Annotated in this window: 22 protein-coding genes; 12 read left to right on the top strand and 10 right to left on the bottom strand. The window is 37.1% G+C overall.

What is annotated here, in order from left to right; all coding sequences use genetic code 11:
- Nucleotides 1-104: 104 nt before the first annotated feature.
- From N0O92_RS10220 to N0O92_RS10230, 3 genes are read right to left on the bottom strand one after another with little or no spacing between them, the layout of a single operon-like run.
- Nucleotides 105-386 carry a hypothetical protein gene (locus tag N0O92_RS10220; protein ID WP_315614551.1) on the bottom strand — a complete coding sequence of 94 codons (282 nt, stop codon included), beginning with the start codon at nucleotides 384-386 and terminating at the stop codon, nucleotides 105-107.
- 1 nt (nucleotide 387) lies between these two features.
- Nucleotides 388-1,728 (bottom strand): glycosyltransferase family 4 protein, encoded by a 1,341-nt coding sequence (locus N0O92_RS10225; RefSeq protein WP_315614552.1) that lies wholly within the window; start codon nucleotides 1,726-1,728, stop codon nucleotides 388-390.
- Nucleotides 1,725-2,825, bottom strand: a complete 1,101-nt coding sequence (locus N0O92_RS10230; protein WP_315614553.1) for a CotS family spore coat protein — start codon at nucleotides 2,823-2,825, stop codon at nucleotides 1,725-1,727. Before N0O92_RS10230 ends, N0O92_RS10225 begins: the two co-directional genes overlap by 4 nt.
- Before the next feature lie 294 nt (nucleotides 2,826-3,119).
- On the opposite strand from N0O92_RS10230, the gene N0O92_RS10235 reads away from it, so the two are divergent.
- The 3 genes from N0O92_RS10235 to N0O92_RS10245 all read left to right on the top strand — a co-directional run bounded on the left by N0O92_RS10235 (nucleotide 3,120) and on the right by N0O92_RS10245 (nucleotide 4,686).
- Nucleotides 3,120-4,118, top strand: coding sequence for an AimR family lysis-lysogeny pheromone receptor (locus N0O92_RS10235; protein WP_315614554.1), 999 nt, complete (start codon nucleotides 3,120-3,122; stop codon nucleotides 4,116-4,118).
- A gap of 4 nt (nucleotides 4,119-4,122) precedes the next feature.
- Nucleotides 4,123-4,290, top strand: a complete 168-nt coding sequence (locus N0O92_RS10240; RefSeq protein ID WP_315614555.1) for a hypothetical protein — start codon at nucleotides 4,123-4,125, stop codon at nucleotides 4,288-4,290.
- Between the two features lie 144 nt (nucleotides 4,291-4,434).
- Nucleotides 4,435-4,686, top strand: coding sequence for a hypothetical protein (locus N0O92_RS10245; protein WP_315614556.1), 252 nt, complete (start codon nucleotides 4,435-4,437; stop codon nucleotides 4,684-4,686).
- Nucleotides 4,687-4,822: 136 nt separating this feature from the next.
- On the opposite strand, the gene N0O92_RS10250 is transcribed toward N0O92_RS10245, so the two are convergent.
- From N0O92_RS10250 to N0O92_RS10260, 3 genes are all read right to left on the bottom strand, one after another.
- Entirely contained in the window at nucleotides 4,823-6,124 is a 1,302-nt protein-coding gene (locus N0O92_RS10250; protein ID WP_315614557.1) for an ATP-binding protein, read from the bottom strand.
- Nucleotides 6,125-6,223: 99 nt separating this feature from the next.
- Entirely contained in the window at nucleotides 6,224-6,739 is a 516-nt protein-coding gene (locus N0O92_RS10255) for a manganese efflux pump (protein WP_315614558.1), read from the bottom strand.
- 82 nt (nucleotides 6,740-6,821) lie between these two features.
- Nucleotides 6,822-7,052 (bottom strand): hypothetical protein, encoded by a 231-nt coding sequence (locus N0O92_RS10260; RefSeq protein ID WP_315614559.1) that lies wholly within the window; start codon nucleotides 7,050-7,052, stop codon nucleotides 6,822-6,824.
- A 111-nt stretch (nucleotides 7,053-7,163) separates the two neighbouring features.
- Between N0O92_RS10260 and N0O92_RS10265 the strand changes: the two genes are divergently transcribed.
- Nucleotides 7,164-8,285, top strand: a complete 1,122-nt coding sequence (locus N0O92_RS10265; protein ID WP_315614560.1) for a cysteine desulfurase family protein — start codon at nucleotides 7,164-7,166, stop codon at nucleotides 8,283-8,285.
- A 34-nt stretch (nucleotides 8,286-8,319) separates the two neighbouring features.
- Nucleotides 8,320-8,613: a hypothetical protein gene (locus N0O92_RS10270; protein WP_315614561.1), complete on the top strand. Its 294-nt coding sequence runs from the start codon at nucleotides 8,320-8,322 to the stop codon at nucleotides 8,611-8,613.
- Between the two features lie 47 nt (nucleotides 8,614-8,660).
- Here N0O92_RS10270 and N0O92_RS10275 read toward each other — a convergent pair whose 3' ends face one another.
- Nucleotides 8,661-9,254 (bottom strand): hypothetical protein, encoded by a 594-nt coding sequence (locus N0O92_RS10275; RefSeq protein WP_315614562.1) that lies wholly within the window; start codon nucleotides 9,252-9,254, stop codon nucleotides 8,661-8,663.
- A gap of 293 nt (nucleotides 9,255-9,547) precedes the next feature.
- Here N0O92_RS10275 and N0O92_RS10280 point away from each other — a divergent pair, with 293 nt between their 5' ends.
- From N0O92_RS10280 to N0O92_RS10295, 4 genes are all read left to right on the top strand, one after another.
- Complete coding sequence (locus N0O92_RS10280) at nucleotides 9,548-12,391, top strand: 2-oxoglutarate dehydrogenase E1 component (protein ID WP_315614563.1); 2,844 nt, start codon at nucleotides 9,548-9,550, stop codon at nucleotides 12,389-12,391.
- Between the two features lie 15 nt (nucleotides 12,392-12,406).
- Nucleotides 12,407-13,654 carry a 2-oxoglutarate dehydrogenase complex dihydrolipoyllysine-residue succinyltransferase gene (odhB, locus tag N0O92_RS10285; protein ID WP_315614564.1) on the top strand — a complete coding sequence of 416 codons (1,248 nt, stop codon included), beginning with the start codon at nucleotides 12,407-12,409 and terminating at the stop codon, nucleotides 13,652-13,654.
- A gap of 150 nt (nucleotides 13,655-13,804) precedes the next feature.
- Complete coding sequence (locus tag N0O92_RS10290; protein ID WP_315614565.1) at nucleotides 13,805-14,005, top strand: DUF6501 family protein; 201 nt, start codon at nucleotides 13,805-13,807, stop codon at nucleotides 14,003-14,005.
- A 58-nt stretch (nucleotides 14,006-14,063) separates the two neighbouring features.
- Nucleotides 14,064-14,666, top strand: coding sequence for a DedA family protein (locus N0O92_RS10295; RefSeq protein ID WP_315614566.1), 603 nt, complete (start codon nucleotides 14,064-14,066; stop codon nucleotides 14,664-14,666).
- Nucleotides 14,667-14,874: 208 nt separating this feature from the next.
- On the opposite strand, the gene N0O92_RS10300 is transcribed toward N0O92_RS10295, so the two are convergent.
- Together N0O92_RS10300 and N0O92_RS10305 are read right to left on the bottom strand one after the other, a co-directional pair.
- Nucleotides 14,875-16,467: an ABC-F family ATP-binding cassette domain-containing protein gene (locus N0O92_RS10300; RefSeq protein ID WP_315614567.1), complete on the bottom strand. Its 1,593-nt coding sequence runs from the start codon at nucleotides 16,465-16,467 to the stop codon at nucleotides 14,875-14,877.
- Between the two features lie 151 nt (nucleotides 16,468-16,618).
- Nucleotides 16,619-16,876 (bottom strand): hypothetical protein, encoded by a 258-nt coding sequence (locus tag N0O92_RS10305; protein WP_315614568.1) that lies wholly within the window; start codon nucleotides 16,874-16,876, stop codon nucleotides 16,619-16,621.
- 85 nt (nucleotides 16,877-16,961) lie between these two features.
- On the opposite strand from N0O92_RS10305, the gene recQ reads away from it, so the two are divergent.
- From recQ to N0O92_RS10320, 3 genes are all read left to right on the top strand, one after another.
- Nucleotides 16,962-19,073, top strand: coding sequence for a DNA helicase RecQ (gene recQ, locus N0O92_RS10310; RefSeq protein ID WP_315614569.1), 2,112 nt, complete (start codon nucleotides 16,962-16,964; stop codon nucleotides 19,071-19,073).
- A gap of 79 nt (nucleotides 19,074-19,152) precedes the next feature.
- The gene (locus N0O92_RS10315) at nucleotides 19,153-20,004 is read left to right on the top strand and encodes a DegV family protein (protein WP_315614627.1); all 852 of its coding nucleotides are present in this window, start codon (nucleotides 19,153-19,155) and stop codon (nucleotides 20,002-20,004) included.
- A 292-nt stretch (nucleotides 20,005-20,296) separates the two neighbouring features.
- Nucleotides 20,297-20,629, top strand: coding sequence for an SCP2 sterol-binding domain-containing protein (locus N0O92_RS10320; RefSeq protein ID WP_315614570.1), 333 nt, complete (start codon nucleotides 20,297-20,299; stop codon nucleotides 20,627-20,629).
- Between the two features lie 37 nt (nucleotides 20,630-20,666).
- Here N0O92_RS10320 and N0O92_RS10325 read toward each other — a convergent pair whose 3' ends face one another.
- Nucleotides 20,667-22,205 (bottom strand): hypothetical protein, encoded by a 1,539-nt coding sequence (locus tag N0O92_RS10325; RefSeq protein WP_315614571.1) that lies wholly within the window; start codon nucleotides 22,203-22,205, stop codon nucleotides 20,667-20,669.
- Nucleotides 22,206-22,342: the final 137 nt, after the last annotated feature.

The raw sequence follows: 22,342 nt of genomic DNA on the forward strand, positions 1-22,342 counted from the left end.
CTTGCAACTTTGTAATCGTTTCATCATTTAGTGACTTAATGAGATTCTTGTAATCAAAATCAGAACTTTAACTTTCGGTACTAATATTGCACTTAGTTTTTGTCTCATTTTCTTGTGTAGCGTTTAGCTTTTAAATGCAAGTTACTAGGGTGAGAGGGTAAATCTATTATTTTGTTAGATAGATTTAGTGATTTTGTTTTTCTAGTTCTTTTTCTTTTTGGTTGACTTTGGGCGATCATTTCTTCATGTACAGCTGAACTATTACCTGAATCATCATGATCATATTCAGCTGGGGTATTCGCAAGTTCTTCTACTAGGTCGAGGACATTTTTAATATTGTCATTCGAATCAAGCTCTTCATCAATGTCATTTTCATGCTGTTCCATTTCAGTAGAAATCGCTTCTATTCATTTGTTCATTTCCTCTTTCTTGCAACTTATCTATTGTAAACAAATCCTCTTCACTTTTTCGATCTTGATTATTTGTAAGGTAATAAGAAACTTGCTCATTTGTATTTTCGTCGATGGTTTCCATGACTTGTACTGCTTCGGTGTTAGTAGGGAGGGGAACATGATCTTTATTGAATTCGATTTCATCCCAAACATCTAAAATATCAGAAATAACTCGATCCCAAGTGAATTTTTCTTCAACTAACTTTCTTCCATTTTGCCCTAATTTCTTAGAGAGGTTTGAATTGGAAAGGAGAGGAGCGATCAGGTCAGCGAATGCTCTTGGATCCTCAGGTTGTTCAACTACAAAACCATTTTTATTAGGAGTGATAACTTCTGGATTCCCACCACGAGCTGTGGTTATAACAGGTAGACCAGATGCCATCGCTTCATAATGGACTCTAGCTAATGGCTCTTGCCATTGAGATGGACAAACAAAAACATCCGCTGCTGCAAACCACTTTTGAATTTCAGTTGGTGCTACAAAGCCTGTATTAACCACGGGAATAGGCAATTTGGAAGCGAGAGCTCGAACATAAGCAACATAGTCACTCACTTCGTTTACACTAAACCATTTGCTTCCCACGATTATAAGGGCAATATCAGGATGTTTTTTAGCTAATTCTGGCATGGCTTGAACGAGGATGTCGGCCCCTTTATTTTTGGAAAGTCTACCGGCAAACAAGATGATCTTTTTTCCTTCAAGCCCGTATTCTTGTCTTATTTCTTGACGCATTTCTCGAGCTTTTTTTGAATGTGGGGGAGCAAAACGATTTATATCAACCCCGGAGTAGATTGTTTTTAATTTCGATGCAGCTTGAGGAAATAAGTCTGATATTGTTTTGCCGATATAATCACTAATTGTGATAATCTTATCAAGTTGGTCGATGGCCGCAGAAGCTTCTAATGGGTCGATCTTTTCACGTTTAAACATATCATTGTGCATACTTAATACGATTCGAGCGTTGGGAGCACATTCACGTACAGCTAAAACGAGTCGCGGACGATTAAAAATATGAATTAGATCAAATTCAGGTTCAGAAAGTAAAAATTGTTTGACACCATCACGGTAATCTTCGAGTAACCCCCCAGGAGTTCGGACGTAGCGAATGTTATTTATTATTTCATCAAGTGGCAAAGAGGGGTCTGTTGAACCTAATATAGTTAACTCATGTTTGGAACTTAAGGTTGGTGAGACGCCGTCAATATAGGTTTGGATGGCACCACCTCGTACAGCTGGGACTGGAAGTTTCTCTGTACAAATCATCAGTACCTTCATTTACTGCTAACTCCTTTCCACTGTCTCAACTCCTCGATAGCTGGCCATTTCGATTTGTCTGTTTCCGCAATCGTATGACAGAGCGTCTCTACTTCATGATCTAGGAAGACGGTCGGTTCATACACCATCTCTTTCACATTCTTATAGAATTCATTTGGCAATGACATATCTATTAAGAGAATCTCAAAAAGCTTGTCATCAATTGGATTGGCTTCATGGTATGCTTCAATCATTTCTTTCATCCAAGTCACATCCCAATAACCCATATCGTCCATTTGTCCTGTAATCAGCTTGCGTAAATCTCTAATTGGTAAATCATAGGCGACGCCATCTAAGTCTATAATCCACATACCGTTAGGGCCCATTTGTCCGTTCGACCATCCATAATCCTGATGAACGAGACCCCAATGTGTGTTTCCAAGCGCAGCTAATTCATGGTAAGGAGATTGAAGTAAGAGAGAATGGGCTTTACGTGCTTGTTCCTCAAACATGTCAATGTGAGTAAGAATCGCACTACTTGCCGGCATCTCTGGATAGGTAGTAGCGATATTTCGGAACCAATCCATTTTCTTTACGACTTTTTCATAGGATTTTGGCCATCTATAGAGGCGAGAAGGATTCTCAGATCCTTTTGGAGGCACATACCCTTTTGATAGTCGATGGAACTCACCTAGTGCATGACTAAGTAATTTTGCTCCTTCTAAATCGTTTCCAACTTGGTAAAGTGGCTCAATCCATTTAGCGACAAACCAAAGCTTGCCTCCCATCTCTACGTAATTTTCGCCATCCTTCGTTTGAAATAAAGGGGGGACATTAGCGTTTTTTTCCTTTACTAAAAACTCTTGAGCCCCAAGGCTGAATTTACTTCTGCCAGGTCTTCTGTGTAAGATCTTCAAACTATAGGGACCTTGATCTGTATCCATTTTCCAAATGAGTCCACCTTTATCAGCTTTCGTTGTTATCACTTCAAGGTTTTGGACCTTTAATTCATAATGTGTTAATACGACTTGAGCCATATCCCAAATATAATCGGGTACAAAAAAATCATCCTCGAGAGTCCCATCTATGTCCCAAGGTATAATGAGTTGTTCTTCCATAATAATCCCTCCATTTTCAAGTGAGCCTATAGTTACTTTATTCAGTAAAAAACAAACGGGCTACACCAAGCACCTATAAGATGAACTTTTTTTCTGATGGGGAAGAATGTATGTAATTTCGTGGGAAGAAAAACACTAGACTAGAATCAAAAATAGGGATAAAATGTAAAAAAACTCATAAAAAAGCTCTAAATTTTCTAAGAAAATAATTTTTTTTACTAGTCTAATTGACGTAACTAGTAAATGTATCATATATTTTTAGTAATAAATATGATGATAAGGGTATGATAGCTAATGACTATAAAAGAGATATCAGCAGAAACTTTTAGTGCGATTGAAAACCTAGAAGAGTTTGTGAACAACGTAGACCCCGAATCTGATTTAGCTAGAGTATCATTGGAGTACTTGGTCATTAATAGCAAATCAACATTAGTTGAAGCATTAATTACTAGATTGCTTGAATCGTCTAGTGTTGAAAGCAAAGAGTGGGCCGAGGTATATAAAATTGATCACCTTGTTTACAAACAGGAAATGGATTTAATTGATGCAATCAAAGAATTAACGTATAAAATGGTAAAAGCACCTGAACTCTCAACATTAATTAAAATCTTTCAGCTGTATAATTACTCAAGTCAAAAAGAGTTTGAAATGATTGCTTCCTTAAGTGAATTAGTGAATGTAGAAATTAACATGTTGGAAGAGGGGTTTATGAAAACCTCGTTGCAGTGTAGGTATTTAGTTACAATGCAAAGTGTTCACTTACATTTAAATGATGTGGAAAATTCTAGAATTTGTGGGACGGATATAATTAATAATGCATTGACACCTACTATGCGAGCTGTTGCGTTAACAGGAATGGGCAATTCATTTATTATTTCAGATAAAGTTAAGGCAGTAGAGTGTTTTAATAAATCATTAAATATATCTAAAGAAATTAAACATGAGATGTTAGTGAAGGAGGCTCAGAAGAGTTTAAACTTTACTTATTGTTTTTGGGGAGAACCAGAAAAGGTATGTTTGAATAAATCATCCACAACCTTAGACGATAAATATGAATATATCTTTTATCTAATAAAAAGTAATCAAAAGGAAAAAGCATTACAGTTATTAAATCAAATTGAGATAAAAATAGAGAATGACTATATTAAGGCATTCGACCAGTATTATAGGGGATTAATAATGGAGGATAGAGAATTATTTAATAAGTCATCAATTTACTTCGAAAGAGCAGGAGATCAATATTATAGACAATTACCAATAAATGAGCTAATAAAATCTTCAAAAAGGAGGTGATTTAATGAAAAAGCTAGTATTTGGAATGCTTGTATTAACGGTTTTATTATTCGGAGGTTCTCTAAGTAGTCTATCCATCCCAAGCGATAATATTAGAATAAATAGTGAACCAGTAGAGCTTTCAATTCCCAGTGATAATATTAGAATTAATTCTAATACTTCAACTTACTAATTAGCATTACATAAAGTGACATGAATCTATCTATATATTATAGATGGATTCTTTTTTGTTATTTATTCTTATAATTCAATTCTTGATTCATCCACTCCAAACCATTATGATTATAGTAAATTAGTATGGAAGAAGGTAAGGGCGATGAATATTCCTAAATATCCTATGGATTTTAATGATAGCATCAGAAGCAAAAAAACGAGCGAGGAAGATCTTAATCATAAGATAAATGTTGAGGTTGAAAATATGATTCGTTTTATGAGTGAGAATAATACGAACAACCATTCTGTTGCGTTTGAGGATGTTTTAATTATTATTGATCGAATTTATGAAGATGATGATAGTTATTTTGAAATTTCAGTTGCTAAACAGCATAGTAGGGGATTGGTAAGATAATAAAAAGGATAACTATAGAGACGTTACTATAGTTATCCTTTTTTGATTGTAAATGTAGCAGTCTGACTTTACTATTTCCTAGGCAAGCGCAAAAATTGCTAATAATTTACAGAATACTCAGTTTTTCAATATTTAACTAGATTTGTTCATTGGTCTTATGTAATGGGAGGTCCACTATAAATGTAGTTCCTGTCCCTACTTTGCTTTCGATTGATAAATAGCCATTATGAGATTCAATGATTTTTTGGCATACAAGTAAACCTAATCCTGTCCCTTTGGGTTTCGTTGTATAAAACGGTTCTCCTATTTTTTGTAATTCTTCTTTCGATATTCCTGGACCCTCATCTTTAATAGATAAAATAACACGAGACTGGACCTCTTCTGTTTTTATCGTTATCGTTCCATATTCCATGACTTCAATTGCGTTCTTAATGATATTTATCAGAACTTGTTTGATTTTCGTATCCTCACAGTAAATGAATAATGGGTCCGCATTGAATGCAGTTATAATGGAAATGTTTTTTATTATTGCTTGAGTTTCAAGTAACATTTTTACATCATTAATAAGAGTCTTGACCTCAAATGGATGCCGAACTTCAGAATGGGGCTTAGCCAACAGGAGCATTTCACTTGAAACTTGCTCAATTTTAGTTAATTCTTCTTCAATGATATTGTAATAATGCTCTTTGTCGTTTGATTCTTTTATCAGTTGAAAGAACCCTTTAATAGAAGTTAAGGGATTTCTAATTTCATGTGCAATTCCTGCAGCCAATTGTCCTGCCATAGATAATTTTTCTGAACGTATCATAAAGTCTTCTGTATCTTTTTCACGCTTAACTTGTTCAGAGATGGAAGGAAACATGACTTTCTTTTGAGAACGATAATAGAGATTGGATGGAACTAAAGAAGTGTCAGTCATGTAATATTCATGATAATGGAGCATCTCTCCTAGAAATGCCGCAGATATCTTTTGACCATCATAAGCACACACCATGAGTGAATGATGTTTTTCTATAAAACATTGACATGTTTGTTCATGAGCCTTTAAATTTTCAAGCATGGTATAAGGAGCATCGATCTGATTAAATCCCCAAATTCGAGTAGGTTTTGTTGGAGGTAAGTGTGGCTTAATCATCTGTCGGAAATTAATAACGATTTGTTGGTGACCGTTTTGAAATTGATAATATTGTTCAGAATCAACAAAAAGAACTTGTTCTGATATAGAGTTAAAGCCGTATTTAGACTCTACAATCGGTGTAATTTGTTCAAGATGATTTTTAGAATCGATAAAAACGACAAAATGGTCTTTATCCATTCCTTCACTAATGAAACTGACGGCATTTTTTACATAGGCATCTATATGGCTATAGCTATATAACACATGGCAACCAGAAGATAAACGTAAGTGTGAAGTGAAATCAAATTCTTTTGATGACATTATATAGTAGTTTCCTTTCCCTATACTCTTTATTTTAATAGTAAATGTAAGTAAGAGAATTGTCTAATAAATTCTGGTAAAGGAAACTAGTATTTTTCACTAAAATAGAAGCTTGCTGAATCCTAATAATAGAAAAAGGATACTAGGGATAACACTCATATAACGAAGAATAAAACGGCTTTTTGTTTCGTGTCCTTGTATCACTCCTATTATAAAAGCACCAAAAATGATGATTCCTGCCAAAGGGGCAAACCAAAATGATCGTTCGGCTAAGCCAGCTTGGATGCCATACCCAAAACTATCAACATTCATCAATAAAGCAATCATGACGAAATAGGAACGTCGATAAAGGGGAAGGTCATATATGAGATTAAAGATACCAATTCCTATTAAAAGGATACCAGCACCTGTTTGAATCACGTTAGTTGGCACGAAATCCCCAATAAATCGGCCGATGCCCATAGAAAAGAAAACAACAAATGCCGAGAAAAGCGCAATCATTGCAACTACAATTAACGGGATTCGTATTTTTTTTAATCCAAATAGAAAACCGATTGCAAATGCGTCGATACTAACTAGCATAGAAAGAAGAAGAAGCAAAATAAAAGCAAGCATATACTCACTCCAAACGTTGTTGTTCTATCTAGTAAGTATATGCGAGCTTGTCTGAAGTAGAAGAGGGGAAACAAGAGACCCTTTATGATTGTTTCATTTCTGTTGTAATGGCGTGTATGAGGTCTTGGTATTCTGTAGGGTTTTGGAATTGAACAGGCTCCCAATTTCTCTTTATCCACGCAAGTAACTCGTGTCCGTTTGCAAAAGATCGTTTACTAGTATCAAACGTTTGTAGTTCATATATCTCTTTTCTAGGTTCAACGGTAACGGTGCATGGGACGTGACTAATGGTGGATTCAATATTCATCTCCATATCTTTTACCTCCTATCTTGTTTTTTCTTAGGGTGGTTCGGAAACAATTTGTTATGCATGATAAGAAGTGAACTGATACACTAAGTGTATGAAATGTTGGAGGAATCAATAATGAATCAAATATATTTAGATTATAATGCAAGTACACCATTACTCCCAGAAGTGATAGAAGCCATGACCCCATTTTTAACAAAGCATTATGGAAATCCTTCCACTACTCATTTTGCGGCGACAGAAGCAAAACGAGTAGTAAACCAAGCACGAGAGCAAGTAGCTTCTCTGCTTGGTGCTCAAAAAGAAGAAATCATCTTCACAAGTGGGGGGAGTGAGTCGAATAATCATGTAATAAAAAATGTTTTTGAAAAGTATCAACATAAAGGAAAACATATCATAACTACAACGATAGAACATCCAGCTGTCCGAGAACCGTTACGGTATCTTGAAAAATTCGGGGCAGACGTCACCTATGTTGGGGTAGATTCATATGGTCTTGTATCGGTAGAAGAAATCGAACAAGCGATTCGACCAGATACTATCCTTATTACGGTTATGCATGCAAATAATGAAGTCGGAACGATACAACCTATTGAACAAATAGGGAAGATAGCACGCGATAAAGGGATTTTCTTTCATACGGATGCAGCTCAATCAATAGGAAAAGTCCCTGTTAATGTCAAAGAGCAGAATGTTGATTTTCTATCATTAGCAGGACACAAGTTATATGCTCCAAAAGGAGTCGGAGCACTATATGTCCGAAAAGGAGTGAGCCTTGATTCATATATTCATGGGGCGGGGCACGAAAACGGATTGAGAGCAGGAACGGAAAATGTTTTACTAATAGCTGGACTCGGAGCAGCTTGTGAACAGGCTAGTCAACATTTAATACAAGGGACAAATGTAGGGGAATTAAAAAGCTACTTCTTATCATTGCTCCTTCAAGCTTTTCCTAATCAAATTCGTGTTAATGGTCATCCAGAGGCTTGTTTGCCAAACACATTGAATGTAAGTTTCTTGCATCATATTGGGCAAGAGATTTTAGATAAAGTCCCGGAAGTTGCAGCGTCCACTGGATCGGCTTGCCATTCAGGTGAAGTAACATTGTCGCCTGTATTAAAAGCAATGGGAGTGCATCCAGAAGATGGAAAGGGGACCATCAGGTTTAGCTTAGGGCTACAGACAACAAAAGAAGAGCTTGAAAAAGTAGTGGAGTTCTTGGAACAACGAATAACTTAATTTAAATAGGAAAGAACAAGAAAGTGAGAGACAAATGATTGATTTAACTTTTGAGAAATATACAGAATGTACACTTGAGAATTTACAATTGGTTGATTCGTATGACGTTCAACATTGGACTCATTACGTAGTAACTTTTAAAGGGGAAATTCCTGAAGAATTGCAAGATCCTGAAGCACTCGTTATTGTGGAGGGAGATAAGACGATTTTGCAAATTGTGTTACGAGAAGAGGGGTGCGATTCTCCGCTTTTTCAATTTACTGAGAATGAGAAAATCCAAATAGCAGATTGGTTTCAATCAACAGTTGCTAACAAACTACAAAAATAAGAAATAGAAGTAAAAGGAGATTGAGCTAGGTTAGGCTCAATCTCCTTTTACTGTGTCTTTTTAAGTGATTTAAAGTAATTAATGACTGCAACAGGAGAGGTTTGTAAATCAGCATTAAGATTACGTAATTGCTGTTCATGAATGCGCTGAAAATTAGATTCTTCCTTCTTAATATAGTGAGTAAAAGCTTGAAGAGGCTGTTTTTCCCTTTCATTCAGATGATCCTCGATTGAAAGACAAACGAATGAACGACATACAGAATTCTTAAAAGAAGGATGTAACGTACAACCTTGATTATTTTTGAAAAATTGGCAAATCGAATGAGAATGACGCAAATCATCTTCTTCTAATGGTGAAAGGTCCAAGTCACTATCTGTCTTCGAGTAACTCGGATGGATGTTGGCAGGCACCGTAATGTGAAAGGGCGAAATTTGCGATTTTGGATTAGATAAAATGGCTTCTAAAAAGAATGTTTCATCTTTATGAATCATATTTGAAATTTCAAGCAAATAGAAAGTTGGACTATATGAGCAACAACCAACCTTTGGAACCTCTTTATTCGGAGGCTGAAAACATTCATCTTTGCATGTTAAGCAAGATGAAGAGAGAATTTGATTGTTGATTTTGTCGTATTGAATCATTCTTTGTCATTCCTTTTTTCACAATTGTTAAATAGCATGAAAAATATCCCTTTTTTTACGAAAAAACTAGATTTTCTGAAAAAAAAGATTTACACTTTTTAGTGTAGGGTTATTGAATTCTACACCTTTAATTGTAACGTGAATCGTCGTGTTGATGTAAGAAATAAATCTATGAATATGATGAGAAATTCTTTAACAAATGTGACAATTATGTTAAAATGGTAATGAAAGCGTTACAATTAATAAAAAAATCATAGATTTAACTTGAAGTTAAACTAGGAGGTAATCATCTTATGTCAAGCAAGGGGCACAAAGCGGAAGAACCATGGCAAGGGTTTCATGGTCCGAATCTTGGCGTAGCAATTGAGCTTTACGAAGAGTATTCCAACAATCCAGAAGCTGTAGACGAAGAATTAAGAGAATTATTTGATGTTTGGGGTCCACCACCTTCTGAAGAGGCAAGTCAAAGTCAATCAAGTGCTGACCCAAGTGTTTCTGCTGCCTCACCTAATATGGTTAGGAATTATGTCAATGCAGTTAAGTTAGCAGATATGATTCGTAGGAAGGGTCACTTAGTATCCGATATTAACCCTATTTTCAAGCAGTCAGATAATCCTCAGATTTTAGAATTGAGTCATTATCAATTAACAGAAGAGTTTCTTAAACAAGTTCCAGTTGAAATGATCTGTGAACATGCTCCAGCACACGTGAAAAATGGATTGGATGCAATCAATTACTTAAAGGATGTTTATACGAAAACGACAGCATTTGAATTCAACCATGTTCATGATATGGAAGAGAGAGAATGGTTAATAAAAATGGTTGAATCTGGTATGTATGTACCAAATTTAACGAAACAGCAACGAATTAACTTATTAACGCGTTTGACGCAAGTAGAAGGCTTTGAGAAATTTGTTCACCGGACGTTTGTTGGTGCAAAGCGTTTTTCAATTGAAGGCTTAGATATGCTAGTTCCGATGCTCGATGAAGCTGTTCGTGAAGTCGTTCATGAAGGAACTCAAAATGTATTAATTGGAATGGCGCATCGTGGTCGATTAAATGTACTAGCCCACACATTAAGTAAGCCTTATAAAATGATTTTCTCTGAATTTCTCTATGCACCGAGTAAAGATCTTGATCCAGCAGGTGTATCAGCAGGAATCAATGGATGGACGGGAGATGTAAAGTATCATTTAGGTGCGGATCGTCAAATTAGAGAAGAAAATACAGCTGAAGCTACTGTATCTCTTGCCAATAATCCAAGTCATTTAGAATTTGTTAGTCCAATTGTGGAAGGGTATGCTAGAGCAGCACAAGAAGTAAGAACGTCAAAAGGATTTCCAGAACAATCTGTAACGAAAGCCTATTCAATCTTGATCCATGGTGATGCAGCATTTCCTGGTCAAGGAATTGTTACAGAAACATTGAACCTTAGCAGATTGAAAGGTTATCAGACTGGCGGGTCTCTTCATATAATAGCTAATAACAACATTGGTTTCACAACTGAGACATATGATTCACGTTCCACTACATATGCCAGTGATCCAGCGAAAGGATTTGAAATTCCTATCATCCATGTCAATGCTGATGATCCTGAAGCTTGCTTAGCAGCTATTCATCTTGCTGTCCAATACCGCAAGCGATTTAAGAAGGATTTCCTCATTGATTTAATTGGGTACCGCCGTTTTGGCCACAATGAAATGGATGAACCAGCTGTGACACAACCGGGTACTTACAGTCTCATTCGAAAGCACCCAACTGTACGTGCCATTTATGCAGAGCAGTTAGCTCAAAAGTCTGTGACAGAACAAACTTTTGGTGAGAAATTAGATCAAGAGACTCAAGATTACCTACAGTCTCAATATGATGAAGTAATTGCGAATAAAACAAACCAGCCAAAGGAAATGTCTCCTCCTGATTATGTTGTTAACGGATTGCCAAGAGTCAAAACAAGTGTAGCGTTTGAAACTCTTAAGGAGATCAATGAAGATTTACTTACTTGGCCTGAGACGTTTTCTGCTAATGTAAAACTTGAAAAAATCTTAAAACGTCGATTACAAGCTTTTGAAGAAAATGCCAAAGTAGATTGGGCTCTAGCTGAAACATTAGCTTTTGCAACCATTTTACACGATGGAACGCCAATCCGCTTAACGGGGCAAGATTCAGAACGCGGAACGTTTGCTCACCGTCATCTTGTCTTACATGACCGTGAAACGAATGAAGTTCATACTCCATTACAAACGTTCGATAAGGCTAATGCATCTTTTGCAGTACACAATAGTCCTCTGTCAGAACAAGCTGTAGTAGGATTTGAATACGGTTATAACGTTCAAGCACCAGAAACTCTTGTACTTTGGGAAGCTCAGTTTGGAGATTTTGCGAACGGTGCTCAAGTTATGTTTGACCAATGGATTTCAGCAGGTCGTGCAAAATGGGGCCAAAAATCTGGTTTAGTTGTACTTCTTCCACATGGATATGAAGGGCAGGGTCCAGAGCATTCAAGTGGTCGTGTGGAACGTTTCTTAGTTCTTGCAGCTGAGAACAACTGGACGATTGCCAATTGTACATCAGCAGCACAATATTTCCATATTTTGAGAAGGCAGGCAAAGATCCTTGAAAAAGATTCCGTTCGTCCTCTCATTATTATGACACCTAAGAGTTTGCTTCGTAACCAGGTTGTTGCATCTGCACATGCAGAATTTACTGATGGTGAATTTAAACCTGTATTCGAACAAAAAGGTTTAGGAGAAAATCCTGATAAAGTAGAACGAATTCTCTTATGTAGTGGGAAAGTCTCTATTGATTTATCAGATCGCGTGCAAAAAGATTCTGAAAAGGATTGGGATTGGTTACACATTGCACGGGTAGAGGAATTATATCCATTCCCGAAAAAACCAATTCGCGAATTATTTGCTCGCTATAAAAATGCAAAAGAAATCGTTTGGGTTCAGGAAGAGCCGAAAAACATGGGGGCTTGGCCATATATTGAATCCCGAATTCGTGAAATTACACCTGAAGGAGTCTCTCTTAGCTATATTGGTAGAACACATCGTTCTAGTCCTGCTGAAGGAGATCCAGTTGCACATAAGAAAGAGCAAGAACGTATTGTCACAGAGTCATTGACACGTAAACAATAAGAGGAGGCCTTTTCCGTGATTGAAATTAAAGTACCAGAACTTGCAGAGTCGATTACTGAAGGAACGATTGCTCAATGGTTAAAAGGGGTAGGCGAGCAAATTAATCAAGGGGAATATATTGCAGAGCTTGAAACTGATAAAGTCAATATCGAAATCGTAGCTGAACACTCTGGTGTTATTAAGGAATTTAAAAGAGAGCCAGGTGATACGGTAGAGGTTGGCGAAGTAATTGCGATTATTGATGAAACTGGAAGTGCTGCTGGAACGGAAGTGAAAGCTGAGGCGCCGCAAGAAGAGCCGAAGAAAGAAACTGTACCTGCAGCAAAAGAAGAAGCAAGTTCATCAGCTACGTCAGAGCGTCCACTTGCTTCTCCTGCAGCTAGAAAATTAGCTCGTGAGAAAGGGATCGATTTAAGTGCAGTTTCAACAGCAGATCCATTAGGACGTGTTCGCAAGCAAGATGTTGAATCTCACGGAACACAAGCGCCAGCTCAACCGGCTCCAACACCAGCTGCACCGAAGAAGAGCCCAGCTGCACCAGTTGCTTCTGATGATCCGGCAAAGCCAGTTGAACGTGTGAAAATGACGCGTCGTCGTCAAACCATTGCTAAGCGTCTAGTTGAGTCACAACAAACAGCTGCAATGTTAACGACTTTTAATGAAGTTGATATGACGGCTGTCATGGATGTTCGTAACCGTCGTAAAGATGCATTTGTTGAGAAAAACGGAGTGAAGTTAGGATTCATGTCTTTCTTTACAAAAGCAGTAGTAGGTGCTTTGAAAGAGTTTCCGTTGTTAAATGCGGAAATCCAAGGTGACGAATTATTAATTAAGAAATACTATGACATCGGTTGTGCCGTTTCGACAGATGAAGGATTAGTTGTACCGGTATTACGTGATGCTGATCGTCTTAGCTTTGCTGGAATTGAAAAAGGCATTGGAGAGTTAGGTAAGAAAGCACGTGATAATAAACTATCCATTGCTGACTTACAAGGTGGTACCTTTACGATTACAAATGGTGGTGTATTTGGGTCTCTAATGTCAACTCCGATCCTTAACGCTCCACAAGTTGGGATTTTAGGAATGCATAAAATTCAATGGCGTCCTGTTGCATTAGACAAAGAGCGCTTTGAAAATCGCCCGATGATGTATATTGCTCTTTCCTATGATCACCGCATCGTTGATGGAAAAGAAGCTGTTGGATTCTTAGTGAAAATTAAGGAACTATTAGAGGATCCAGAGTCTTTATTGCTTGAAGGCTAAAAAGAGAAGAACGAGGCTAACCTTAGTTAGCCTCGTTCATTTTTGTTAAGGTTTCATAACAAATATTGAATAGAGTTGGCATTTTACTTTTTTGTCAGTATAATAGTTATACGTATAAGTACATATAACTAGAAAGAGAGTTGAGAAAAAATGATTCATCAAACATGGACGAACAAAGAAACGATTCGTACAATTGAATGTGTTCATACAGATGCAAAGAAATATATGGTTAACCGTGCTCTAACAGCAGGGAAATCTTATGAATTAAAAAATGAAACCGATGAGTTTTATTTTGTGATTGATAATACGGGGAAGATTGGCGGTTATTATAAAGATTACTTCAAAGGATAAGGCAGCAATGGTTGCCTTATCTTTTTCAACATTGGACAAAGAAGGAGGTGAAGATGATATGGATACGATGATACTTATTGACTTTATTAAGCAATACGGGTATATTGCCTTGTTTTTTATTGTGGCAATTGGATTGTTTTTCTTTCCTGTTCCGAATGAAGTGTTGCTAATGAGTGGGGGCTTATTGGCCACGACCAAATTGCTCGACCCGCTTCCAACTTTTCTTGTGCTTTTTAGTAGTATAGTATTACACGGTACCATTTTGTACGTAATTGGCCATGCTGTGTACCAACATTCCCATTTTGAAAAAAGAAGTCATTCGATTTGGTATTCTCGTGCAGAAAAAGGTAGAGAGTTACTTGAGCAATATGGTTTGAAAGCGGCGAGTTTTAGTTACTTTTTCCCTTTTATTCGTCATGCTGTTCCATTTAGTATTGGGATGTCAGGAATAACCTATCGCTTGTTTGCTCTAATTGGTTTTAGTTCAGCGTTAGTCTGGTTAACTATTTATTTTTTAATAGGTTTTTATTATGGAAGCTCGATTAAAGATTGGAGCTCGTTCGTTCAACAATTAATTTATACTTTAGTTGCTATTGCGGCTGTCGTTATAGCGGTACAAGTATTGAAGCGCCGAAAACAGCGTCAGCGACGTTTGCTTTAATCTATGAAGCGTTGTTATGCTGTTTTCGTGCACTTGATTTCAATATATAGGCTACATTACCCGAAAAATCATTTATTTACCTCTCAATTACTATGAAACATTCCCCACACTTCTGTAAACTTCCTTTGATGACAAAATTATAATTCAATAGTAATGTCCTTTTCTCTTCAAATAGAAAAAAGGATGACTCAAGAGCCATCCTTTTTCATTATTTTTTTGTTGTTTCTAAATATTCATTAAAAGTCATTTGTTTATCAACCACACCATCAGATGTTAATTCAATTACTCGATTGGCAATGGTCTCATTAAATTGGTGGTCATGAGACGTGAAGATCATGGCACCTTTGTAATTAATTAATCCATTGTTGACAGCTGTAATCGATTCTAAATCTAGGTGGTTCGTCGGCTCATCAAGTAGAAGTACGTTAGCACCACTTAGCATCATTTTAGATAACATACAGCGCACTTTCTCTCCACCGGAAAGGACATTCGCCTTTTTCTTTACTTCTTCTCCAGAGAAGAGCATACGTCCTAAAAATCCACGTAAGAATGTATCACTATCATCCTCTGGTGAATATTGGCGTAACCAATCAACTAGGTTTAAGTCGCTTCCTTCAAAGAATACGGAATTGTCCTTAGGAAAATAAGCTTGAGAGGTGGTGATTCCCCATTTGTACGTTCCACTATCTGGTTCCATTTCACCCGTTAAGATTTTGAAAAGAGCCGTCTTGGCTATCTCATTGTCACCAACAAGCGTAATTTTGTCTTCTTTGTCCATTGTAAAGCTTACATTGTTTAGTACTTTTTCGCCATCAATTGTTTTTGTGATGCCTTCGACACGTAATACATCATTTCCAATTTCACGACTAAGACCGAAATGGACATATGGATATTTACGCGACGATGGTCTAATATCATCTAGTTCAATCTTATCTAACAATTTTTTCCGAGATGTCGCTTGTTTTGACTTAGATGCATTGGCACTAAATCGGGCAATAAAACCTTGAAGTTCTTTGATTTTTTCTTCTTTTTTCTTGTTCTGGTCTTGAGCCATTTTTTGGGCCAATTGACTAGACTCATACCAGAAATCATAGTTACCAACGTAAATTTGAATTTTGCCAAAGTCTAAATCGGCAATGTGAGTACAAACTTTGTTAAGGAAGTGACGGTCATGTGAGACAACAATCACGGTATTCTCAAAGTTAATTAGAAATTCTTCAAGCCATTCGATAGCTTTAATATCTAAATGGTTCGTCGGCTCATCAAGAAGAAGTACGTCTGGTTCACCGAATAATGCTTGTGCAAGAAGGACTTTTACTTTGTCAGAACCTGATAAATCAGCCATCTTTTTCGAATGAAGGTCTTCTGAGACACCTAGTCCTTTAAGAAGAATGGCTGCATCAGATTCAGCTTCCCATCCATTCATTTCAGCAAATTCCCCTTCAAGCTCTGCTGCTTTAATACCATCTTCGTCAGAGAATTCTTCTTTCATATAGATGGCGTCTTTTTCTTGCATCACTTGATACAGGCGGGCATGCCCCATGATAACGGTCGTAATCACTTCAACCTCTTCGTATTCAAAGTGGTTTTGTTTTAGAACAGCTAGCCTTTGGCCAGGCTTCATATGAACGTCACCTTGCTGAGGTTCAATTTCACCTGAAAGAATTTTAATAAACGTTGATTTACCAGCTCCATTTGCCCCAATTAACCCGTAGCAATTTCCTGGTGTAAACTTAATATTGACTTCATCAAATAATTTTCTATCGCCATACTGCAATCCAACATTTGTAACGGTAATCATAAATATGTATGCCTCCAATGTCCATAATCGAATGAATTATACCATTCATTGTGGACAAGGGGCTAGTATTCTAACGTTATTTCTAAAATAAAATCAACTTTTTGTCTACACTCGACCGTTTTTTACGTTCATGGTACGATGAATAGATGGATTACAAATACCCAAAAAAGTAAAAAGCTAACCCGCCAACCGTAGCTAACATGGTGATCGTTAGCAATTTAGTTGAACGCATAGAATAATTAACGATGATCGCTCCCAAAAGGACGGCAAAATATAGGGAGAAGTCTAATGGAAACAGTCGGATGGCTGTTACAAATCGTTCACCAGTAACTAACATGATGAAGATAGGTGCCAACATTATTAAAGAGACAATGACTAGACAGAATGTATTTTTTTGTTTTAATGTCATGTTCATGTAATCACCTCAGAAATCGTCTTATGTTTAAAGTGTCCAACGATCACGTTCTCATTCAAAATAGAAAAGAGGTACCGTTGTGAAAGAGAATATGCTGCTACTAGCAAAAGAAAAGTTAAAATCAATATACGGATACGATGAGTTTAGAGAAGGTCAACGTCACATTATTGAGCAAGTTCTTAACGGAGTTGATACAATCGGGATCATGCCTACTGGAGGAGGAAAGTCCCTTTGTTATCAAATTCCAGCATTAGTCTTACCGGGTGTAACGTTGGTAATCTCTCCGCTAATTTCATTAATGAAAGATCAGGTTGATGCGCTTACGGAATTAAATGTTGAAGCTACATTCTTAAATAGTACGTTAAGTGCAGCTGAAGAGAACATGAGGCATGAGCAGATCAAGCAAGGCGAATATAAGCTTGTCTATGTTGCTCCAGAAAGACTGAATCATCCAACATTTCAGCATCTTTTAAGTCAAATATCCATTTCTCTAGTAGCCATTGATGAAGCACATTGTATGTCTCAATGGGGTCATGATTTTCGCCCAAGTTACTTATCGATATCGTCTTGGCTTGAAGAATTTCCACAAAAAGTAACCATACTCGCCTTAACAGCAACGGCAACTAAGCAAGTTTGCTTTGATTTGCAACAGTTTCTACATATCCCAGAACATAGTGTCATTACCACTGGGTTTGAGAGAACCAATTTAACCTTTCAGGTGAAAAAAGGGGTAAACAAAAAAAAGTTTATGGCTTCTTTTCTAGCTTCTAGAAAAAAGGAATCGGGCATTATTTATGCGTCCACAAGGAAAGAAGTAGAACAAATTTATGAAGACTTACGGTCTCAAGATTTTGATGTCGCTTGTTACCACGGAGGCATGTCTGAAACGGAGCGCTCTAGAGGACAAGAAGCTTTTATTCATGATGAAGCCAAAATCATTGTGGCGACAAATGCATTTGGAATGGGAATAGATAAATCCAATGTTCGTTACATTTTACACTATAACTTACCAAGAACAATTGAGGCTTATTATCAAGAAGCAGGGAGAGCAGGGCGTGACGGGGAACCAAGTGATTGTGTGTTGCTTTTTAGCCCGCAAGATGTTCGAACACAAACGTTTTTAATAGAGCAGTCAGACCGAGCTGAAGATAGACAGGAAATGGAATACAAGAAATTACAACAAATGACTGGATTTTGTCATACCGAACGATGTTTGCAACAATATATTTTACACTATTTTGGTGAAGATACTACTAAGATGTGTGGCAAGTGCTCCAATTGTCTTCAAACTGGAGAGAAAATTGATCGGACAAAAGAAGCACAAATGATTTTTTCCACGATTAAGCGGGTAAGGGAACGTTTCGGAAAAACGATCGTAGCTCAAATTTTAATCGGATCTACAAATCAAAAGATAAAACAACTGCAATTAAACGATGTATCGACTTATGGGCTTTTAAAGGATTGGACACAAAAAGATGTAGCTGAATTTATTGATATATTAACGGCCGAGGAATATTTACGACCAACAGGTACTTCTTATCCAACAATCCAACTAACGGAAAAGACTCTTCCAGTTCTTAAGGGAGAAGAACAAGTTTTCGTAACAGAGACATTAGCCCCGGCAGAGCCAGAGGAACAAGACGATGTGTTCGAAGCACTTCGCCAATTAAGAAAACAGCTTTCAACGGAAAGTAACATTCCACCTTATATGATTTTTTCAGATAAGACACTGAAAGAAATGAGCAAGTATGTACCAACTACATTAGATGCGTTTGCTGAAATTTCAGGTGTAGGGGAACAGAAAAAGGAAAAGTATGGTCAAGCATTTTTAGACGTACTTACACATTTCGAGGGTAAACAGATTCCTATTCCAGAAACAGGAAAATCAAAACCTGGTAAGTCTACTAAAAAAGGTCAATACATGGAAACAGCTGAACGTTTTAAAAATGGTGAAACAGTTGAACAATTGGCAGATCTTCTTTCTTTAACGGAACAAACCATTATCAAGCATTTAATTCGAGCTGAACAAGAAGGATTAGAATTACATTTGTCTCAATATGTAGAAGAAGAAAGCCGAATGCTTATTGATGAGATCGCAAAAGAGATAGGAAGTGAATTTTTAAAACCGATAAAAGAACGACTTCCGGAGCATATTTCCTATCGAGATATTCGATTTACGTTAGGAAAATGATGACAAAATACGACATAACTAAACTGTGGTATGGTAAAGTAAAGAGAGATACGTGAAGAAGAAATAAAGGGGAATGTAGATAATGACCATTAAAATTGTGACAGATTCAACTAGTGACTTAACTGAAGATCTTGTAAAGACATATGGAATTGAAGTTGTACCGCTTTCTATTTCAGTTAATGGAAAGACGTACTTAGATGGAATTGATATCTCAAAAAAAGAATTTATTGGGCTACTAACTTCATCAGAAGAATTACCAAAAAGTTCGCAACCGTCTGTTGGTTACTTTGAGGAAACCTATCGTCGTTTATTGGACGAGCCTGAAACGTCACATATTATTTCCATACATTTAACGGAAGGTATGAGTGGCACATATAATTCTGCTAGAACAGCAGCCGATATGGTTGGAGACAAGGTAACCGTTATCAATTCACATTTTATTTCACATGCGTTAAGTTTTCAAGTGCTTGAAGCAGCTCAAATGGCACAAGGTGGAAGCAGTGTGGAAGAAATTGTCGCAAGAATGGAAGAAGTTCGCGCGAATACCTCTCTCTATCTTATGGTTGATACGTTAGAGTATCTTGCTAAAGGGGGACGTATTGGTCGTGGAAAGGCGTTATTAGGCTCACTACTGAAAATTAAGCCGATCGCTTCATTGGCTGATGGAGTCTATACACCGGTTACAAAAGTAAGAACACATATGCAAATGATTGAATATTTTACAAAGCAATTTAAAGAAGAGACAGAGGCGTTTAAAGTAAAAGCAATTGGAATTGCTCACATAGAAGCAGAGTCATTAGCACATAAGCTAAGAGAAGCGCTTCAACAGGTTAAGAACATTCCTGTTACGATTACAGAAACATCGCCCATTATTAGTACACATACAGGTCCAGGTGCTATAGCACTTATGTATTATACAGAAAAAAAATAACAAGGTTTCCTTTCAAATAAAAAACTCCAAAAGAGAGGGATTCATAGTTCAAACTATGAGTCACTCTCTTTTTTTCGGCTGGTTTTGGCCATTTGAACATAAGTGAAAATAAGACAGCCTGTACCGAGAAATGTACATGCATATTGCAAGATTCTCATTGTATCGATCGGAATCCCCTCCTTATCTGATTATACTTTTCGTAAAATATTGTTTTCCTATTCATGAAAATAAAAAGGAATCGCTTACATACAGGGTGAATAAATTGTAGAGAGAAAAGAAAGGGGGGAGAAAAATGTCGGCAGTAGGGGAAGTAAGAACATTTGTTGAAAAAGTGAACCGTTGTCCAGAACATATAAAGGAAGAGAAAAACCGTGTCTTTCAATTTGACATAAAAGAAAGTGGGAGTATTCAAATCATACTTAAAGAAGGGCAAGCATATTTGCTTGAAGAAAACCTTGAAAATCCAGATGTTGCGATGCAATTAGCAGAACGAGATCTGTTAAAGTTGCTACATGGTGATTTAAATCCAACGATGGCTTTTATGACTGGGAAGTTGAAAGTTGATGGAAAAATAGGTCTAGCTTTAAAATTACAAGAGCTCGTCCGGTTATATCAAGAAGTGTAAAAAAACAGCAGACGATTGAATCGTCTGCTGCTTATTATTACGCAAACAACAATGCGTAAATAACCCCAACAACACCAATAAGAGCTAGTATATATACAGGCTTGATTGGCATTTCTCCATCTTTCTCCATTGCTTTTCCAAACATATAAAACACGAGTGGATGAACTAAGAACGGCATAGAGAAAATGAATGGAATCAGTAACGCAGCATCCGTTCCAAACATCTCGCCTTGAATGGCGGCAAATAAACCGAAGTGCGAAATGGCTGATGTTTGTGCCATTGCTGTATATTCAAATGACATCGTACTAAAACTTAATAGCGCTAAACCACCAAATACTGCACAAATTTGCCATCCGAATGAAAATTGCATTAATGCACTTACTTCTTTTCGATCGTCTCCATTTGCTTTTCGTAAATTCAATAGTGAGAATAAAGTTAACCCAACCCCTATTGCAACAATGATGGCTGAAGGGCCAATCCAAAGAGCTCCTCGCTCTGCACTAATTGCTAGAATAGAAAAAACAAATACATGACCAAAAAATGGAATATTAATCATAATCGGTGCCCGTTGTGCAGCGACTTTTCCAAAATCCCCAGCGGTACAAGCTCCGGTAAGACCAGAGTGAGAAAGGGAGCCGGCCATTCCAGGTGCTAAGTTACGTGCATTTGCTGTTTTCGCAATCAGCATAATTAAGGCAATTCCACCGAACATCCAAAAGAGTTGTCCGAAAAACCCATATGCTAATACGGAGTTCATCCCTTGGATAGCAAAAGCGTCACCAACTCGCGATCCGCCGACCATAAAGTTTGCGGCTAACACGACTGGGATCCCTGCAAAAAGCAAGGCACGCACGGTAGGACCGAATGTCCAATTGTGAAAAATAGCACCTAGAGCAGCAGAAATCATCATGGCGAAGAATATTTGTGGCAACGCAATGATTGCTGCAAAAGATTGAGCAACGTAAAACGAGACAAGAAGAACAACAATGATCAAGCCGATTTCAAGTAAGCCTTTTCGAATGTATTGATGTTTGTTCTTGATGGTAGCTTTATTATCAATAAGGATAACAGCAATAACAAGGCCGATGTATCCAATTAATGGGTTATATATAGCTAACCCTTCAGCAGCTTGTCCTTGTAAGATCATTCTTGTAAAACCTTCAATACCTAGTAATAAGAAAAACGCACGTAAAATGTAAAAGAACTGAGTGCGTGTAGTCCCAAGAATCGTTTCTTCATCAGATGGAACAACAATATCATCCACTTCTAGTTGCTTTTTACTTAAGATTTTACGTAACTCTTGTCCGCCAACAAAGAAAGAAACCGTTAAGGCAATAATGGTCGTACGAGCCATTAAATCAACAAACGGAAATTCAACTAGTCCTGGTGTAGCAATTCCCACCGAAACTAATAGAAAACCTAGTAATAAACCGAAAATAACAATAATAAGTACCGGTGAAAAACGCGTTCCCGCCACTACGGTTCTAGAAATCAAAACCATTGGAACGAGGAAAAATAGCAAGATCCAAAATTGGTTTAAAACCTGTAAATGAGTAATTTGTTCAACAATTTCCATATCGTAACCCCTTCATTCAATTTTGCTAATAAAGCTTACCTTAAAACCCAAAAAGAGTAAATGTTTGTAAGCCTATTCATGAAGTAAACAGAATTATAAATTTAATCTAATTGTAACTATTAAGCATGTTCATTCGT

The organism is Alkalihalobacillus sp. MEB130 (assembly GCF_032335535.1).
Classification (GTDB): domain Bacteria; phylum Bacillota; class Bacilli; order Bacillales; family Bacillaceae_D; genus Halalkalibacter.

What these genes read in the sequence shown, in the direction of transcription:
- N0O92_RS10220 (WP_315614551.1), bottom strand. Translation starts at nt 386, where the DNA reads ATGGAACAGCATGAAAATGACATTGATGAAGAGCTTGATTCGAATGAC.
- N0O92_RS10225 (WP_315614552.1), bottom strand. Translation starts at nt 1,728, where the DNA reads ATGAAGGTACTGATGATTTGTACAGAGAAACTTCCAGTCCCAGCTGTA.
- N0O92_RS10230 (WP_315614553.1), bottom strand. Translation starts at nt 2,825, where the DNA reads ATGGAAGAACAACTCATTATACCTTGGGACATAGATGGGACTCTCGAG.
- N0O92_RS10235 (WP_315614554.1), top strand. Translation starts at nt 3,120, where the DNA reads ATGACTATAAAAGAGATATCAGCAGAAACTTTTAGTGCGATTGAAAAC.
- N0O92_RS10240 (WP_315614555.1), top strand. Translation starts at nt 4,123, where the DNA reads ATGAAAAAGCTAGTATTTGGAATGCTTGTATTAACGGTTTTATTATTC.
- N0O92_RS10245 (WP_315614556.1), top strand. Translation starts at nt 4,435, where the DNA reads ATGAATATTCCTAAATATCCTATGGATTTTAATGATAGCATCAGAAGC.
- N0O92_RS10250 (WP_315614557.1), bottom strand. Translation starts at nt 6,124, where the DNA reads ATGTCATCAAAAGAATTTGATTTCACTTCACACTTACGTTTATCTTCT.
- N0O92_RS10255 (WP_315614558.1), bottom strand. Translation starts at nt 6,739, where the DNA reads ATGCTTGCTTTTATTTTGCTTCTTCTTCTTTCTATGCTAGTTAGTATC.
- N0O92_RS10260 (WP_315614559.1), bottom strand. Translation starts at nt 7,052, where the DNA reads ATGGAGATGAATATTGAATCCACCATTAGTCACGTCCCATGCACCGTT.
- N0O92_RS10265 (WP_315614560.1), top strand. Translation starts at nt 7,164, where the DNA reads ATGAATCAAATATATTTAGATTATAATGCAAGTACACCATTACTCCCA.
- N0O92_RS10270 (WP_315614561.1), top strand. Translation starts at nt 8,320, where the DNA reads ATGATTGATTTAACTTTTGAGAAATATACAGAATGTACACTTGAGAAT.
- N0O92_RS10275 (WP_315614562.1), bottom strand. Translation starts at nt 9,254, where the DNA reads ATGATTCAATACGACAAAATCAACAATCAAATTCTCTCTTCATCTTGC.
- N0O92_RS10280 (WP_315614563.1), top strand. Translation starts at nt 9,548, where the DNA reads ATGTCAAGCAAGGGGCACAAAGCGGAAGAACCATGGCAAGGGTTTCAT.
- N0O92_RS10290 (WP_315614565.1), top strand. Translation starts at nt 13,805, where the DNA reads ATGATTCATCAAACATGGACGAACAAAGAAACGATTCGTACAATTGAA.
- N0O92_RS10295 (WP_315614566.1), top strand. Translation starts at nt 14,064, where the DNA reads ATGGATACGATGATACTTATTGACTTTATTAAGCAATACGGGTATATT.
- N0O92_RS10300 (WP_315614567.1), bottom strand. Translation starts at nt 16,467, where the DNA reads ATGATTACCGTTACAAATGTTGGATTGCAGTATGGCGATAGAAAATTA.
- N0O92_RS10305 (WP_315614568.1), bottom strand. Translation starts at nt 16,876, where the DNA reads ATGACATTAAAACAAAAAAATACATTCTGTCTAGTCATTGTCTCTTTA.
- N0O92_RS10320 (WP_315614570.1), top strand. Translation starts at nt 20,297, where the DNA reads ATGTCGGCAGTAGGGGAAGTAAGAACATTTGTTGAAAAAGTGAACCGT.
- N0O92_RS10325 (WP_315614571.1), bottom strand. Translation starts at nt 22,205, where the DNA reads ATGGAAATTGTTGAACAAATTACTCATTTACAGGTTTTAAACCAATTT.